At 56.4% G+C, this 15,375-nt stretch carries 15 protein-coding genes; 3 read left to right on the forward strand and 12 right to left on the reverse strand.

Annotated features, from left to right (window positions below; genetic code table 11):
• Nucleotides 1-199 precede the first annotated feature (199 nt).
• Nucleotides 200-1,708 (reverse strand): AAA family ATPase, encoded by a 1,509-nt coding sequence (locus tag PV407_RS01065; protein WP_332087997.1) that lies wholly within the window; start codon nucleotides 1,706-1,708, stop codon nucleotides 200-202.
• Nucleotides 1,701-2,234 (reverse strand): hypothetical protein, encoded by a 534-nt coding sequence (locus tag PV407_RS01070; RefSeq protein WP_332087998.1) that lies wholly within the window; start codon nucleotides 2,232-2,234, stop codon nucleotides 1,701-1,703. Before PV407_RS01070 ends, PV407_RS01065 begins: the two co-directional genes overlap by 8 nt.
• Before the next feature lie 229 nt (nucleotides 2,235-2,463).
• Here PV407_RS01070 and PV407_RS01075 point away from each other — a divergent pair, with 229 nt between their 5' ends.
• Nucleotides 2,464-2,838: a cytochrome-c oxidase gene (locus PV407_RS01075; protein WP_332087999.1), complete on the forward strand. Its 375-nt coding sequence runs from the start codon at nucleotides 2,464-2,466 to the stop codon at nucleotides 2,836-2,838.
• 59 nt (nucleotides 2,839-2,897) lie between these two features.
• Here PV407_RS01075 and PV407_RS01080 read toward each other — a convergent pair whose 3' ends face one another.
• Both PV407_RS01080 and PV407_RS01085 read right to left on the reverse strand, forming a co-directional pair.
• Nucleotides 2,898-3,383 (reverse strand): cell wall elongation regulator TseB-like domain-containing protein, encoded by a 486-nt coding sequence (locus PV407_RS01080; protein ID WP_332088000.1) that lies wholly within the window; start codon nucleotides 3,381-3,383, stop codon nucleotides 2,898-2,900.
• A 34-nt stretch (nucleotides 3,384-3,417) separates the two neighbouring features.
• Nucleotides 3,418-4,713, reverse strand: a complete 1,296-nt coding sequence (locus PV407_RS01085) for an amidohydrolase (protein ID WP_332088001.1) — start codon at nucleotides 4,711-4,713, stop codon at nucleotides 3,418-3,420.
• 215 nt (nucleotides 4,714-4,928) lie between these two features.
• On the opposite strand from PV407_RS01085, the gene PV407_RS01090 reads away from it, so the two are divergent.
• The gene (locus PV407_RS01090) at nucleotides 4,929-5,549 is read left to right on the forward strand and encodes a DUF47 domain-containing protein (RefSeq protein ID WP_332088002.1); all 621 of its coding nucleotides are present in this window, start codon (nucleotides 4,929-4,931) and stop codon (nucleotides 5,547-5,549) included.
• A 106-nt stretch (nucleotides 5,550-5,655) separates the two neighbouring features.
• Nucleotides 5,656-6,654: an inorganic phosphate transporter gene (locus PV407_RS01095; protein ID WP_332088004.1), complete on the forward strand. Its 999-nt coding sequence runs from the start codon at nucleotides 5,656-5,658 to the stop codon at nucleotides 6,652-6,654.
• 391 nt (nucleotides 6,655-7,045) lie between these two features.
• On the opposite strand, the gene PV407_RS01100 is transcribed toward PV407_RS01095, so the two are convergent.
• From PV407_RS01100 to panB, 8 genes are all read right to left on the reverse strand, one after another.
• Nucleotides 7,046-8,362, reverse strand: coding sequence for an FtsW/RodA/SpoVE family cell cycle protein (locus PV407_RS01100; RefSeq protein WP_332088005.1), 1,317 nt, complete (start codon nucleotides 8,360-8,362; stop codon nucleotides 7,046-7,048).
• A complete protein-coding gene (locus tag PV407_RS01105) occupies nucleotides 8,359-8,691 on the reverse strand; it encodes a PadR family transcriptional regulator (protein ID WP_332088205.1) in 333 nt (110 codons plus the stop codon). The genes PV407_RS01100 and PV407_RS01105 overlap by 4 nt, the downstream gene beginning before the upstream one ends.
• Nucleotides 8,692-8,838: 147 nt before the next feature.
• Nucleotides 8,839-9,465, reverse strand: coding sequence for a redox-sensing transcriptional repressor Rex (locus tag PV407_RS01110; RefSeq protein WP_332088006.1), 627 nt, complete (start codon nucleotides 9,463-9,465; stop codon nucleotides 8,839-8,841).
• Complete coding sequence (gene dinG / locus PV407_RS01115; RefSeq protein ID WP_332088007.1) at nucleotides 9,462-12,320, reverse strand: ATP-dependent DNA helicase DinG; 2,859 nt, start codon at nucleotides 12,318-12,320, stop codon at nucleotides 9,462-9,464. Before dinG ends, PV407_RS01110 begins: the two co-directional genes overlap by 4 nt.
• Nucleotides 12,321-12,464: 144 nt before the next feature.
• On the reverse strand, nucleotides 12,465-13,112 hold the full coding sequence (locus PV407_RS01120) for a tetratricopeptide repeat protein (RefSeq protein WP_332088008.1): 648 nt from the start codon (nucleotides 13,110-13,112) through the stop codon (nucleotides 12,465-12,467).
• A 37-nt stretch (nucleotides 13,113-13,149) separates the two neighbouring features.
• Complete coding sequence (panD, locus tag PV407_RS01125) at nucleotides 13,150-13,533, reverse strand: aspartate 1-decarboxylase (RefSeq protein WP_332088009.1); 384 nt, start codon at nucleotides 13,531-13,533, stop codon at nucleotides 13,150-13,152.
• Nucleotides 13,530-14,426, reverse strand: a complete 897-nt coding sequence (gene panC, locus PV407_RS01130; RefSeq protein WP_332088010.1) for a pantoate--beta-alanine ligase — start codon at nucleotides 14,424-14,426, stop codon at nucleotides 13,530-13,532. Before panC ends, panD begins: the two co-directional genes overlap by 4 nt.
• Nucleotides 14,427-14,442: 16 nt before the next feature.
• Complete coding sequence (gene panB, locus PV407_RS01135) at nucleotides 14,443-15,288, reverse strand: 3-methyl-2-oxobutanoate hydroxymethyltransferase (protein WP_442951610.1); 846 nt, start codon at nucleotides 15,286-15,288, stop codon at nucleotides 14,443-14,445.
• Nucleotides 15,289-15,375 lie beyond the last annotated feature (87 nt).

Consider the following 15,375-nt stretch of genomic DNA (forward strand, 5'->3'; position numbering starts at 1 on the left):
GTCCTTCTCCTTTGCGGCCTAAACCTGTTGATGACTGAACTGTCTACTACAAATGATACACCGAACGGCGAAAGATTTCATCCGCCGTCACAAAAAGGTCGCAAAACAAAAAAAGCTACCCCCCGGGCGTCCAAAGCCCGGCCGGATAGCCTCTTCCATTCGTGCATGATCGGCGCGCAGCGCGAATCGCCCGAGCAAGCTACGCCGAAGTCTGCGCCGTCGTTTCGACGGATGCGAGCAGCGCGCGGAACTGATCCCCCGTCAGCACCTCTTCCTGGATCAAAATGTCGAGCGATTGCTCGAACGCGGGCCGATATGCCTCCAGCATATCCCGCGTTTTCGCATGCAGCTCGTCCAAAATGGCCGAATTTTCTTTCATCAGCTCTTCTTTCGTCACCATTTGGCGGTCGATAATGCCGAGCGCGGTAAGGCCGGAGTCCATCATCGTGCGCACGAGCTGAAGCGCCTGCTCGAAGTCGTTGCGCGAGCCGGTGCTCCGTCCGCCGTAAAACATTTCCTCCGCGACGGCGCCGCCGAGCGCGATCATGATTTGCTGCTCGAGCTCCGCTCTCGTATACAAATACTGATCCTGCTGCGGGTTGTGCCGCACGTAGCCGAGCGCTTGTCCGCGCGGGCTGAGCGACACCATCGACACCGTGCCGGGCCTTACCTTCTCCGCCGCGATGGCGTGTCCGAGCTCGTGAAGCGCGACGCGCTTCCGCTCCTCCATCGTCGCCTCGCGGTCCGTTTTTTCGCCCATCATCACTTTATCGATCGCCTGCGAAAAATGATGCTGCCCGATATCCGGCCGGCCGTCCCGCATCGCGTATATGGCCGCCTCGTTCATGACGCTTTCCAGCTGGGCGCCGGAAAAGCCGAACGTTTCGCCGGCGACCCGCTCCAGACTGACTTCGTCCGCAACGGGCTTGTTTTTGGCGTGAATTTGCAGGATGTGCATGCGCCCTTTTTTGTCGGGCAAATCGACTTGAATGTGCCGGTCGAACCGTCCCGGACGGAGCAGCGCGCTGTCCAGCATTTCTTTGCGGTTCGTGGCCGCGACCATCAAAATGCGCGGCGTGTCGGCCGTATGGATGCCGTCCATCTCGGTCAGCAGCTGGTTGAGCGTCTGATCGTACTCGCGATGCTGGCCGCCCTCCCGCTTGCCGCCGATGACGTCGATTTCGTCGATAAAAATAATCGCGCTGTCTTTGCCGTCCTTCGCGGCGCGACTGCGCGCTTCCTTGAACAGATCGCGCACGCGGCTGGCGCCGACGCCCACGTACATTTCGACGAATTCGCTACCGGAGGCGGAGACGAACGCCGAATTCGTGTAATGGGCCGCCGCCTTCGCCATGAGCGTTTTCCCCGTTCCCGGAGGCCCCGTCAGCAGGATGCCTTTCAGCGGACGAATGCCGAATTTGCTTATTTCTTCATGCTTGATCAAAAAATCGAGCGCTTCGATCAGCTCGTTTTTCGCCCGCTCCTGGCCGCCGATGTCGTCGAACGTCAAATAAGACGGCGCCCGGTTTTTTCCTTTGCGCTCGGAGGAGGACACCCCCAAATTGCCGCGCATGCGGGTCAAATATAGCAGCGAGAACAAAATGACGCCGGCCAGGACGACCGGAACGACGTTCACGCCCAAAAAGATCAAAAAAACGATCAGTACCGGCACGAAGCCAACGAGCATTTCTTTGCCCAGCTTACTCATTCGGCCACACCCCCATCTTCGGCGAGGTGCGGGGCAGCAGCTTGAACTTGTGGTTGGTGCCGTCGGTCATATGAACGTACACGTACCGTTCGTCCATTTCCGTCGTGACCTGCAAGCCCGGAAATGCCGCCTTTTTCGCTTCCAGCGCCATCGGAATGGCGGCGTAACGTTTGCTTTCCATCGCTTCCGCCACGTCGAACAGCGCGTCCGACCACCAGCGGTCCAGCTCCGGCGTGCTCGTATCTTTCACGACCAGTTCGACCTCGCGATTGCCGATAATCGAACCGCCTTGTTCCGTAATCGATTTATAAATTTCGCGCAAGCTCGCATCCGGCTTCGGCGTAATTTCAATCGTCACTTTCGAGCTGCCGATGCTGATCTGCGAATGATCGACGCCGGCCTGCTCCTGTACGATACGGGAAAGAGGATTTTCCATCGCCAGGCTGTCGTATAGAAACCAACCGCCGAACAATACGGCCGAAGATACGATTACGCTCGTTACGATCGGCAAGAGACGCAATTTCACTCGGACGTCCCCCTTTCATATATATAAAATTTGTATAATCCGTTTGATATATTCAAGTATATCACATAGCGCAGCCTCAATTCCGATGCAATGTGTGGAAAAGCTGCCACGGCTGCGCGATTCGCACCCGTTATTTGATTGGCAGGAATAAAAAGGGAATATTATGGGTCTTGGCGAATAGGTATATCGTAGTGGATTTTGTCGAATGATTCGAGGAGGAGAGACGCAAATGGGCGCTCGCTTTATTCAAGTATCGGCCGTTTACTTTTTGATCGGAGTCGTCGTCGGGCTCGTCATGGGAATCGCGGAAGCTTTTCAATATACGTCCGCGCACGCCCACATCAACTTGCTCGGTTGGGCGTCTTTGGCGATTGTCGGGGTCATTTATTCGATTTATCCGGAAGCGGGCAAAACGAAGCTTGCGAACGCGCAGTTTTGGCTGCACAATATCGGCCTTCCGCTGCTGATCGTCAGCATGATTTTGTTTGCGAACGGGGTGATCGGCGTCGGCATTCCGCTTGCTTCGATCGGCGGGCTGCTCGTGATCGCGTCGGTCGTCCTGTTTCTGATCAACGCGTTCCGGAACGTAAAGGCGCGCGCGTGACATGCAAAAAACAAAAAAAGCCGGTTCCGAAGCTTTGCCTGGAACCGGCTTTTTTTGCGCTATCGTTTGGTCATGCGCCACGTATCGATTTCGGCGCCGTTGTCGAACCGGTAATACCCGTAATAATAGCGGGTACCGTCCTCTTCCTTCCGCTTATACAGCGCCTCCCAGACGTACGTACCGTCCAGCACGCCCGGCAGGATGCGCAATATGTCGTTGTCCGCGTTTTGCGCCATCACCTTCTCGCGAATGGCGGCCTCCGAGACGCCGGCGCTTTCGTATTCCATATGCGTTCCGTCATCGCCGACCCAGGCGATCGCCGGCCTGCCCTCGGCGTCTTTGCCGAAAACGATCCGGTAAGGGGCGTCGCCGACGAACGTTTCGACCCGGTCCACGGTCCGTATGTACGTGCTGTACGTAACGGTAGTCACCGCGTCGGCCCGCTTGTCCCACTCTTCGCCGTGAATCGTCCGGTAGAGAAGAACGAGCGCGGCCGCGATTAGCACCAGCGCCGCCGCCAAGCCGTAACCGATTTTTTTGGCCATCGCCGTTTTCTCTCCCTCCGTCCGATGCTTTCGCTCAATTCGTCAGAAGCTCGAAGCGGCGCTGGGCTTCGAATTTGATCCGCTCCTCGTCAAGCGTCAAGCATTGTTTGTCCCTGACGAGCTGTTTGCCGTCGACGAACACGTCGCTCACGTCAGCGGCCGAAGCGGAATAGACGATATGCGACACGTAATCGCTCTTCGGCAAAAAGTGCGCCTGATCGACGTTAAGCGCGATAAAATCGGCTTTCATGCCTGGCGCGAGCGTTCCGACGCGGTCCAGCCATATCGATTTCGCGCCGTTTACGGTGCCCAGCTTCAGCGCTTCCTTGGCCGGAACCGCCAGCGGATCGCCGGATACCCCTTTATGAATGAGCGCCGCAAGACGCATCTCCTCGAACATGTCGAGATTGTTGTTGCTGGCCGAGCTGTCCGTGCCGAGCGATACGAGCACGCCCGCCTTCAGCAGGTCCGGCACGCGCGCGACGCCGCTGGCCAGCTTCAGGTTGCTGCCCGGGTTATGCGATACGTGCACGTTATGCGCGCGAAGCGTTTCGATTTCGGCGTCGGTCAAATGAACGGCGTGAGCGACGAGCGACGGCCGCGAAAACAGACCGAGCTTCGCCAAATGGTCGACCGGACGCAGGCCGTACTGCTTCTCGTTTTCCAGCACCTCGTGCAGCGTTTCGGACATATGGGTATGCATCGGCAAGTCCAGGTCGTGCGCGGCTTGCACGAATTTTTCGATAAAATCGGGCGGACACGTATACGGCGCATGCGGTGACATCATCGTCGTAATGCGGCCGTCCGCTTTGCCGTGCCAATCTTTGGCGAATTGGATCGCCTCCTGCAGCTTCTGCCGCTGCACGTCGGGCGGACAAAGTCCGATCGCACCGCGGGTCAGGCAGCCGCGCATTCCGGATTGCTCGACCGCCTGCGCGACTTCGTCCATATGGTCGTACATGTCCACGAAGCTGGTCGTGCCGCCTTTGATCATTTCGAGAATCGAAAGCAGCGTCCCCCACTGGACGTCTTCGCCGGTAAACTTCGCTTCGTTCGGCCACATTTTTTCCTGAAGCCACACCTGAAGCGCCAAATCGTCCCCGTATCCGCGAAGCAGCGACATGGCGGCATGGCAATGCGTGTTGACCAAGCCCGGCATATACAATTTGTTCGTTCCGTCCATAATAGTATCGTACGATTCGGACGGCTCCGGTTGTTCCGTTCCGATATAAGCGATTGTATCGTTTTCGATCGCCATATATCCGCGGACGATCGGGGCTTCCTCGGTAACGGTGACGAACGTGCCGTTCCGGATTAACAGTTTTGCCATGGCTATCAGCCTTTCCGATTATAATTCGAATCATAGCGTTCGTTTCAAATAGTACCGCGTCGTTCGCACAAAATCAAGCTTGGCGAAGGTCCGCGGGTCGAAATCGGCGAGAGCCGCCGCGCGATTTTCGTTTGCTTTTTTCCGCTGCGATATGATAATTTTAAATTTGTGTAAACGGCTGTTCTCATCAATCCACAATGGGGGTTTTACGCTTGATGATTTTCAATAAAAAGGGCGAGATCGATTTTTTGAATCTGCTCATTCAAAGCGCGGAAAATACGCTCAAGGGGGCGCAAATGTTCCGCAGCGCCATGATGGGCAGCGAGCCGCCCGCTACATATTTCGACGCCCTGAAGGAAATCGAGAATAAAGGCGACTCGTATACCCACGAAATATTCAAAGGCTTGAACAAAGTGTTCATAACGCCGCTCGACCGCGAAGACATTATGGAGCTGGCCGTCCGCCTCGACGACGTGCTGGACGGAATCGAAGCGTCGATCGCCCGTTTCGACTATTTGAACATTACGTTTACGAACCAGTACATGAAAGATTTCTCCGAAGTGCTCGTCTCGTCGTGCGAACATCTGCTCGCCGCCTTCAAGCTGCTTTCCAAAAAGAAGTATATGCAAATCCAGGAGCATACCGTTCACATCAACAGCCTTGAAAACGAAGGCGACCGGCTTATGCGGGAAGGCATCCGCGAAATTTTCACCCACCCGACCGATCCGTACCAGGATTTCAAGCTGAAAGAGCTGTACGAACGTTTGGAGCAAACGACGGACAGCTGCGAGGACGTCGCCGACATATTGGAGAGCGTCGTTCTTCGCTATGCCTGAGACCGGTTCGCCGGATGCCCGTTCCGCGTTCGCGGACGGGACAGGCCTTTATCGGCAAACGTTAAGCACGCCAGACATATGCGAATCCAAGCGTTAGGAGAAAATCATGCTTACTTTAGTTATCATTGTCGTTCTGTTGGCGCTATTGTTCGATTTTATCAACGGCTTCCACGATACGGCGAACGCGATCGCCACCTCGATTTCCACCAGGGCGCTGTCGCCCCGGTTCGCCGTATTTTACGCGGCCGTGCTGAACTTTATCGGGGCGATTTTATCGTCCGAGGTCGCGAAAACGGTCGGCGGGAGCATCGCCAACCCCGCCGATATCGACAACGGCATTCAGGTCGTCATGGTCGCCCTTATCGCGGCGATTACGTGGAATTTGCTTACGTGGTATTATGCGATCCCTTCGTCTTCGTCGCATACGCTGATCGGCTCGTTGGCCGGCGCGGTGCTGGCCGGGGCGGGAACGAAGTCGCTCAATTGGGACGGCTTTCTCGGCATCGTGAAAATTTTGATTTTGTCCCCGATTATCGCCTTCGCCTTCGGCTTCCTGGTCATGGGCATCATCAAGTACGTCATCTTGCTGAGCGGCAACAAGTCCCGTTCGAAGCTGAACCGGGGATTCCGCTCGTTCCAAGTGTTGTCCGCCGGATTGCTGTCGTTTTCCCACGGCGGCAACGACGCCCAAAAGGCAATGGGCATCATCGTATTCGCGCTCGTGGCCGGAGGGTTTCAGTCGACGCTGGACGTGCCGCTCTGGGTGAAGCTGGCCGCCGCGACCGCCATGGGGCTCGGCACCTCGATCGGCGGCTGGAAAATCATCAAGACGGTCAGCAAAAAAATTATGAAAATCGAGCCGGTCAACGGCTTCGCTTCGGACTTGACGTCCTCGATCGTCATCCAAACATCGACGGCGATCGGCCAGCCGCTCTCGACGACGCACGTCATCACGTCGGCCATTATCGGCACCGGCAGCGTCATCCGGTTCAAGGACGTGAAATGGGGCACGGTCGGCCGGATGGTCATTACGTGGGTCATCACGATCCCGATCAGCATGGCGCTCGCTTTCGTGCTGTACAAGCTTATATTTGCGATCTTTTAATAAACACCGTCCAGAACCAATCTGGACGGTGTTTATTGTTGTGTCAACCGATGCGCCGGCGCGCGGGTAAAGCTCCCTCGGAGGTTCCGCGAGCGGATTTCGGCTTCCCTTCGCTGCTTCCGGTTATCGAAAGTACGGCTAACGAACCTGGCAATCGTTATCGAAGGTGAATGCGGAGGCTTGAATTTGTAACGAACTCCCATAACGTTATTGCCGGCAAATCGCATCGTTTTCTTCCAATTTCGGCTCGATAACGGTGTCTCGATTCGTTAGGCTGGAAAAACGAACGTTTTTGTGCCGATACGCATCCACCGATTCGCTAGCCGTCCCCCTCGTTCCCTTTGTTGCGGGAAGCGGACTTTTCCGCATAAAGCGGAGCCGTAACCCCGCCTTAATCGCTGCTTGCCGTTGACGGCGCGATCAGCCTCCTTCTGTAAATCGCCAGCGCCAAGCCGAGAAACGCCATTTCGGCCACGAAATGGCTGAACCCGTGGCTGACGAAAGGAAGCGGAATGCCGATCAGCGGCACGATACCGAACGACATGAGAAAGTTATACGCGATCTGGAAGCCGATCGTGGCGGCAATGCCGCACATGAGCGTTTTCCCGTACTCGTCCCGGATTTGAAGCGCGGAGCGGACGAGCCATCCGGCAAAAGCGGCAAATCCGATCGCGAGACCGATGCCCGCCAGCCAGCCGAAGCTGTATATCAGGTAAACATAGACGATGTCGCTTTGGATATCGGGTAAATATCGCGCGGGAGCGGCGAACCCGTTCCCGTACCAGCCGGCGCTTTGGATCGCCCGTTCGATTTGGACGTACATGTAGCTGGACCCGAGCGGATCTTGATGCGGATTCCAAAAAGCGCCGAGCCGATCCCTTACCGACTCGCTCCGGAGAAATCGCAAGGCGATCATGCCGGCAAAGGGCGGCAATGTCAGCAATGCCGCTCTCGTCCAATTTCGGATCAATGCACCGGTCATGGCGAACAAGGCGATCGCGTACAACACGATGCACGGAAACCGCGTCAAGCTGGCCAAAAACAGGATGGGCACGAGTACGACTACCGTTATCGTAAAAAGCCCAAAAAACGGTTTTTGCTTTCTATCGGCTAGAAATCCCGCGGCCGCTAAAATCAATAAATACGTACTGACCCAAACCCAATCGATAACAAACGGGCCGATTCGAAAATAGGAAGGTGATCCGTTTATTTGCGCTCCCCATAAATGGCATAGAAGCATGCCGCCCAATGCCGTAATATAAAACAGCCACGAGTAATTTCGTAGTCGATCGGGCTTGAAAAAGTATAGAAAGCCGGCAACGAGAAGGCCGATGCAGACGGAGATCGCTTTATTCCATACAAGCGAATAATCTCGATGGGGAAATGCGACTCGCAGGCCGCCTTCCGCTGCAATCATGGCTACGATGCCGAAAACGGAGAACATGACCATACCGCACAAAATGACCCAGTTCGTTCTCGGCCGATGAATGCGATGCAGCTCTTTGCCGAGCTGAACCGGGTCCCCCATTTGCTCGACCGCATAGCGGACGGCTTCCTCCCGATCGGCTCCGGCCTCCTCGCGTTCGGCCGCCAACTGCTCGAGATGACTTTCGAGCTCGCGCCGTATGTCGCGATGCGCCTCGCGAGCTTTAATCTGGCTGCATACGTCGTCCAAAAAGTCGCGGATTCGTTCCTGATTTCGCGTCATGCATTTCCCTCCCCGATTACGAGGTCGACGGCGCCGCGAAACTCCGCCCATTCCGCCTTTTTGCGTTCGGACTGCTTCCGGCCGGCTTGCGTGATCCGGTAATATTTCCGCTTTCGTCCGCTCGCCTCGATCCAGTACGATTCGACCCAGCCTTCCGCTTCCATGGCGTGCAAAATCGGATACAGCGTGCCTTCCTTCAAGGCGAAGACGCCGGCCGATTTGCGTTCCAGCTCTTTGATGAGCTCGTATCCGTACAAATCGCGCCGTTCGAGCAGCGATAAAATCATCGTGCCGGTGCTCCCTTTCAGCAGCTCTTTATTCAGGCGGATCCTCCTCCTTATACCTCGTCATTCAATGCATAGATTTACTAGGTATAAAGTTACATCATTTTCCTCCCGTTGTCCAGCTTGGCGCGAACAAAAAACCTTCCGCAGCAAGCAGCCGCGGAAGGTTAATCAAGGTCGCCGGACCGCCCGTTACGGATGATCCAAATAATAGGCCAGGCTCATCAGCTCGGTCGTAAAATCGGCGTGATGCACGCGTACATCGTTTGGCACTTTAATGATGACCGGGGCGAAGTTGAGAATCGCCTCCACGCCCGCCTCGACGAACTGGTTCGCCACGAGCTGCGCCTCGAACGCCGGCACCGTAATGATGCCGATCCGCACTTTATGCTCGCGAATCGTATCGTTCAGCGCTTCCATCGGCTGCACGGTCAAGTTGTTGATTTGCACGCCGATCTTCTCCGGGAAGCTGTCGAACACAGCGACGATTTTCATATTGTCCTTCAAATAGGCGTTATAGTTGCAGAGCGCCCGCCCGAGATTGCCCGCTCCGACCAGAGCGACCGGAATGATCTGATCCAGCTTCAAAATTTGCCTGATTTTCTCGATCAAATACGCGACGTCGTAGCCGATTCCTTTTTTGCCGAATTCGCCGAAGTAGGCCAAATCTTTTCGGATTTGCGCCGGGTTCAGATCGAGCTTTTGCCCCAAATCCTGCGACGACACCATCTGCACGTTGCGTCTCGCCAGTTCGTTCAAATATCGCAAATAAACCGGCAGCCGTCTGACGACGGCTTCGGATATTTTCGGCGTCTTCATTCCTTCTCTTCTCCCATCCAACCGGAAATTCTCGTTACCAGATGCTGCGTCGACATATGCTCGATTTTCGGTCCGGGCAGCGAATACAGGAAGTTACGCCCGTACGACGTTTCCAACACCCGCGTATCGTAAATGATGACGACGCCCCGGTCCTGCGCGGTGCGGACGAGCCGTCCGAATCCTTGCTTGAACCGGATGACCGCCTGCGGCACGGAAAGCGTCGTGAACGGATTTTGATTGTTCTTTTTGATTTGCTCGTTTTTCGCCTCGACGAGCGGATGGTTCGGCGGCTGAAACGGCAGACGCACGATAGCGAGGCAGGTCAGCGCCTCACCGGGAATGTCCACGCCTTCCCAGAAGCTGCTCGTGCCGAGCAGCACGCTCGCCGCTTGCGAACGGAACATGCGGATCAGCTTGCTCCGGTTGCCGCTGTCCACGCCTTGGCCGAGCACCTGGATCGAATGCGGCTTCAGCTTCTCCTTCAGCTCCGGATGCACCTGCTTCAGCATCCGGTGCGACGTAAAGAGCACGAGCATCCGTCCCTTCGTTTCCACGGCGACGTCGGCCAGCGAGCCGACGAGAGCGTCCAGGAAGGCGGCGTCCGCCGTCGCCCCCTTGACGCTCGGAAAATCCCGGGGAATGAGCACGAGCGCCTGCCGGCGGTATTGAAAAGGCGAAGGAAGCTGAATCGTTTTCACCTTCTCCTCGTCGGACAACGGCTGCAGGCCGAGCTGGGAGGCGCTGTATTGAAACGATTTGTTCACCGTCAGCGTAGCCGACGCAAGCACGACGCTGTCCTTCGTTTCGAAAAAATATTGCTTCAGCAAATGGCTGACGTCGAGCGGCACCGCGAACAGCTGCAGCGATTTGCTTTTGTAAAACGGCGACGCCTCGAGCCAATATACGTAATCCGACTGCGGCATTTGCAGAAAAAAACGCAAAATGTCGCGCTGGCGGACAAGCTGCTTCACCGAGCCGGACAAATCGGTCAGCACGCTGCTCGTCGTAAACTCGTCCGTTTCCTCCTTCAGCTCCGCCACGAGCCGATCGAGCTTTTTGGCGATCTCGGTCGCTTCGAGATAAATGTTTTCCTCGATGACGAGCAGCGAGCTCCACGCCTTCGGCAGCGCGTCCGGCTTCAGCCGCATGACGAGCTGTCCCGTTTCGCTGCCCGCCGCGTCGCTGCGTTCGCTGACGAGCAAATACAGCAGCTCGGTCAGCTTGTCCCATTCTTCCTTGATCCGGATCAGCCGCGGATAAACCGATTCGATGACCGCGTTCCATTCCGCCGCCTTCTCCTCCGTCCCCCGCTGCAGCCGGAATTGCAGGTTCGGCAGCTGCCCGCTTTTCGCATCTTTGTACAACCAGAGCAGCGTATTGACGAGCGAGCCGTAATGCAAATCCATGCCCAGATGCTTGCTCGCCACTTCCTCGAAATGATGCGCCTCGTCGATGACCAGCTGCTTGTAGGCCGGCAGCAGCCGGTTTTCCGCCTGTACGTCCGTGAACAGGAGCGAATGATTCGTAATGATGACGTCGGCGATGTTCGCTTCGTGACGGGCTCTGTGATAAAAGCATTTTTTGAACCACGGGCACATCCGGTTCAGGCACGAATCGGTGTCGCTCGCGACCGTCTGCCAAAATTCGGCGCCGCGTCCGGCGAAATACAGCTCCTCGTCGTCGCCGTGCTTCGTTTCGCCGAGCCAGACGATCATCTGCGCGGCGCTGACCCGATCTTCCTTTTCGTTCGCGAAGTCGCGGTTGTACAGCTTTTGCTCGAACTTCCGCAGGCATAAATAATGGCTTCGCCCCTTCAGCACCGCGGCCCGGAACGGCACCGGAAAAATGTCGTGAAGCAGCGGAATGTCCCGCCCGCGCAGCTGCTCCTGCAAGTTGATCGTATGCGTGCTGACGACGACCTTCTTGTCTTCCTTGATGCCGTAATAGAGGGACGGGATCAAATACCCGAGCGATTTGCCCGTTCCCGTACCGGCCTCGACCATCAGATGGCGTTCGGCGTCGAACGAGCGCTCGACCTCCATGATCATCTGCTTTTGCGCTTCCCGGTCCTCGTAATGCTCGAACTTGCTGCGCAAATTCGCTTGAATCCGTTCGTAAAAATCGGCGAACGGCTCGTCCTTCAGCCCGGCCGCTCCATCTTTGCCTTCACGGGCCGGCTTCTCTTCGTCCCAATCGTCCACGTTGAGCGCATATTGGCGAAAATACCGGTTCGTGTCCGGATCGAGACTGACGTTCAGCTCTTTGCGCAAACGCATTTCCTGCATAAACCAACCCATATCGCTCGGATCGTTTTCGTACAGCTGGGCGATTCGCTGAACGGTCAGCAGCGGCAGGCTGTCGAACTTTTCCAAACATTTGATCCAAATAAGCGCCGTCACTTCGGCGTCGCTGTCCGCCTGATGGGGACGATCGTGATCCAGCTCGAACGCCGCGCTCACCATCGACAGCTGAAGACTCGTCAGCGCCGGAAACAAAATGCGCAGCACCGGGATCGTGTCGATGACCCGTCCGTCGAACGGCAAATAGCCGCTTCTCTCGCAAGCGTATCGCAAAAACATATGGTCGAACCCGGCATTGTGCGCGACCAGGGCGCTTCCCTCCAGCAGCGGAAGCATATCGGTCAAAACGTCCTCGATCGGCGGCGCGTCCGCCACCATTTCGTCGGTAATGCCGGTCAGCTGTACGATAAATTCGGGTATCGCTTTATTCGGTTTTACGAGCGAGGCGTATCTTTGGCGGATTGCGCCGTCTTCTATAACAACAAGACCAACCTGTATGATATCATCCGAAGGTTGGTCTCCAGTCGTTTCCAAATCGATTACCGCATATCTCATCCGGCTTCTGTTCAATCCCTTCGATTCCGATTCCTTATCTTAGCATACCAAATTCGAAACGGAAAAGGGAAGGAAAGATTTACGAATGCTTGTTTGGTCGGAAAACCCCGCAAAAACGGTTTGCGGGGCTTCCGGTATATCGTATCAATGAATAAATCCGTTGCCGGGTGACCATGCGCCGCCGTGCTGCGACATGCATATGCCCATATTGATCATCGGCTCGACGCTCGTCGGATCGTGCGCGAAGGCGAGCTTGAACAGCTGCTGGGCTTCGTGCATATTCGCGTTTTTCGCCTGAATGCAGCCCATCGCATTGTAGCAGACGGCTTTCATCTGCGCCTGATCCCCGAAAGACGTAATAAATCGAAAATGGCGGTATGCTTCCACGTCGTTGCCGAGCCGCATCTGACTCATCGCCAAATAAAGGCGTCCGAGCAAAAAATCGGGATGCTGCTCGATCATTTTTTCGAATTCTTTCGCCGCGTTGTCGAACATGAGCAATTGATAGTAGCCTTGCCCTTTTTTAAAGGCGTTGGTCGATTCGAGGGGGTCCGGCTTCGGGGCGGAAGCCGCGGCGTGAGCCTGCGACGGCCCGCCCGGTTTGACGCAATCGAGCGCCCGCGACAGCTTCTCTTCGAAATGAAGCCATTCTTCGATAAACGAATCGCTCATCGTTTTCAACAATTCCAGCTTTTTGTGCAGATCCTGCTTTCCGCCTGCGTCGGCGTTCGGATAATGCTTCATCACTTCGTCCAACGTGTCGTTCATCGTGGCGAACAACTGCTTCAACATGACCTGATCCCACCTTAGCTGAGAAATCGCGGTGCCGTTACATAATCGTGGAATGGGTCTCGACGTTCAGCGTGTCGATAACTCGGTTGCCTTCCCCCATGATGGCGATTCGCGGCTTGTAAGCTTTCGCCTCTTCGCGGGTCATCGCGGCGTACGAAATGATGATGACCGTGTCGCCGGGGTGAACGAGGCGGGCGGCCGCCCCGTTCAAGCAGATCACTCCCGAGCCCCGGGGACCGGGGATAACGTACGTTTCGAGGCGTGCTCCGTTATTATTATCTACAACCTGCACTTTTTCATTAGGCAAAAGATCAACCAAGTCCATCAAATCTTCGTCGATCGTTATGCTGCCCACATAGTTCAAATTCGCCTCCGTCACGGTGGCGCGGTGTATTTTCGACTTCATCATCGTAAGCATCATGCGCGGCCCTCTCCTTCCGGGAAAAAGATGCGATTGTCGATCAGGCGCGTTTTGCCGAATTTGACCGCCAGCGCGACCAATATCGGCTGCGATCCGTCCCATTGCTCCATCGAAACGACCGGCTCCAGTCCGGGATACGTGCGGATTTCCGCGTAATCGATGCGCGCAAGCGGCGCGGTCTCGATATGCTCGCGGATTCGCCCGGCCAGACGTTCGATCGTCATGCCTTCCTCCCGAATCCAGTCGTCGATGCGGCGGAGCGTCCGAATGAGCACGGTCGCCTGCTCCCGCTCCTCGTCGTTCAAATAGACGTTGCGCGAGCTCATCGCCAGGCCGTCGGGCTCGCGCATCGTTTCGCAGCGGACGATTCGGACCGGCGCATTCAAGTCGAACGCAAACTGCTCGATCACGGCGACCTGCTGGGCGTCCTTCATGCCGAAATACGCCCTGTCGGGCTGGACGATATGGAACAGCTTCGTGACGACGGTCGCCACGCCGTCGAAATGGCCGGGCCGGGACGCGCCGCACAGCACGTCCGTAATGTTCGCGACGATCACTTTCGTCTTCGTCGGCGCCGGATACATTTCGTTTACGCTCGGCATGAACATGAAGTCGGCGCCAGCCTCCTCGGCGAGCTTGCGATCGCGCCGCTCATCCCGAGGATATTTGTCGAAATCTTCGTTCGGACCGAACTGCAGCGGGTTGACGAATACGGTGACCACGACGATGTCGCACTCGCTCTTCGCCCGCCGGATCAAACTCATATGCCCTTCGTGCAAATACCCCATCGTGGGAACGATCCCGACGGTCGACGTCTCTTTCGTTCGTTCGACGGCGCGTCTCGCTTCCTTCAAAGCGGCGCGCGTTTCGTTTATCGTATGCAAAGTGCGCATGTCCGCGTCCTCTCCCTTACTTGCCGTTCGTGTCGCCGCCGTACAGGTGGCCGGCGATTTCCAGCTCGGCGTGGAACGTATGCTCCTCGGCCGGGAAGCTGCGGTTTTTCACGTCCTTGACGTACTCCGCGATGCCGTTACGTATAGAGTCTCCAATGTTCGCGTACGTTTTGACGAATTTTTTGGGATACAAGGGCGACGAATACTGAAGCAAATCGTGGAACACGAGCACTTGACCGTCGCAGTGCGGTCCCGCGCCGATGCCGATCGTCGGGATGGACAGCCGCTTCGTGATTTGTTCCGCCAGCTCGTCGGTTACCAGCTCCAGCACGATCGCGAACGCGCCGGCTTGCTCCAGCGCTTTCGCGTCGTCCAGCAGCTTTTTCGATTGCTCGCTATTTTTGCCCTGCACCTTGTAGCCGCCGATTTGGTACACCGACTGCGGGGTCAACCCGATATGCCCCATGACGGGAACGCCGGCTTTGACGGTCGCTTCGACCGTATGCGCGATTTCCGTGCCGCCTTCCATTTTGACCGCTTTGCACAGCCCTTCGCGCATAAGGCGCCCGATCGCCTCCAGCGACCGGTCCGCCGAGCCGTGGTACGTCATGAACGGCATGTCGGCGACGACGAGCGGCGACGACACGGCGCGGGTCACCATTTTCGTATGATAAATCATTTCGTCCAGCGTGACCGGCAGCGTCGATTGTTGCCCCTGCACGACGTTGCCCAGCGAATCGCCGACCAGGATCACGTCGACGCCGGCTTCCTCCGCCAGCTTGGCCGACGGATAATCGTAGGCCGTTATTACCGAGATCGGCACGCCGTCCGCCTTCATTTTTTTCAACTTCGTCGTACTCATTTTTTTCGGTTCCATCCGGGAACACCCGCTTTCGTTAAGATGGCCCGAACCGATGGAAGCAACGCAAAAAAACCTTTTGGCCGCAAA

This window comes from Paenibacillus sp. GYB003 (genome assembly GCF_036577625.1).
In the GTDB taxonomy this organism is placed as follows: domain Bacteria; phylum Bacillota; class Bacilli; order Paenibacillales; family NBRC-103111; genus Paenibacillus_AB.

What these genes read in the sequence shown, in the direction of transcription:
- PV407_RS01065 (WP_332087997.1), bottom strand. Translation starts at nt 1,708, where the DNA reads ATGAGTAAGCTGGGCAAAGAAATGCTCGTTGGCTTCGTGCCGGTACTG.
- PV407_RS01075 (WP_332087999.1), top strand. Translation starts at nt 2,464, where the DNA reads ATGGGCGCTCGCTTTATTCAAGTATCGGCCGTTTACTTTTTGATCGGA.
- PV407_RS01080 (WP_332088000.1), bottom strand. Translation starts at nt 3,383, where the DNA reads ATGGCCAAAAAAATCGGTTACGGCTTGGCGGCGGCGCTGGTGCTAATC.
- PV407_RS01085 (WP_332088001.1), bottom strand. Translation starts at nt 4,713, where the DNA reads ATGGCAAAACTGTTAATCCGGAACGGCACGTTCGTCACCGTTACCGAG.
- PV407_RS01090 (WP_332088002.1), top strand. Translation starts at nt 4,929, where the DNA reads ATGATTTTCAATAAAAAGGGCGAGATCGATTTTTTGAATCTGCTCATT.
- PV407_RS01095 (WP_332088004.1), top strand. Translation starts at nt 5,656, where the DNA reads ATGCTTACTTTAGTTATCATTGTCGTTCTGTTGGCGCTATTGTTCGAT.
- PV407_RS01100 (WP_332088005.1), bottom strand. Translation starts at nt 8,362, where the DNA reads ATGACGCGAAATCAGGAACGAATCCGCGACTTTTTGGACGACGTATGC.
- PV407_RS01110 (WP_332088006.1), bottom strand. Translation starts at nt 9,465, where the DNA reads ATGAAGACGCCGAAAATATCCGAAGCCGTCGTCAGACGGCTGCCGGTT.
- dinG (WP_332088007.1), bottom strand. Translation starts at nt 12,320, where the DNA reads ATGAGATATGCGGTAATCGATTTGGAAACGACTGGAGACCAACCTTCG.
- PV407_RS01120 (WP_332088008.1), bottom strand. Translation starts at nt 13,112, where the DNA reads ATGTTGAAGCAGTTGTTCGCCACGATGAACGACACGTTGGACGAAGTG.
- panD (WP_332088009.1), bottom strand. Translation starts at nt 13,533, where the DNA reads ATGATGCTTACGATGATGAAGTCGAAAATACACCGCGCCACCGTGACG.
- panC (WP_332088010.1), bottom strand. Translation starts at nt 14,426, where the DNA reads ATGCGCACTTTGCATACGATAAACGAAACGCGCGCCGCTTTGAAGGAA.
- panB (WP_442951610.1), bottom strand. Translation starts at nt 15,288, where the DNA reads ATGAGTACGACGAAGTTGAAAAAAATGAAGGCGGACGGCGTGCCGATC.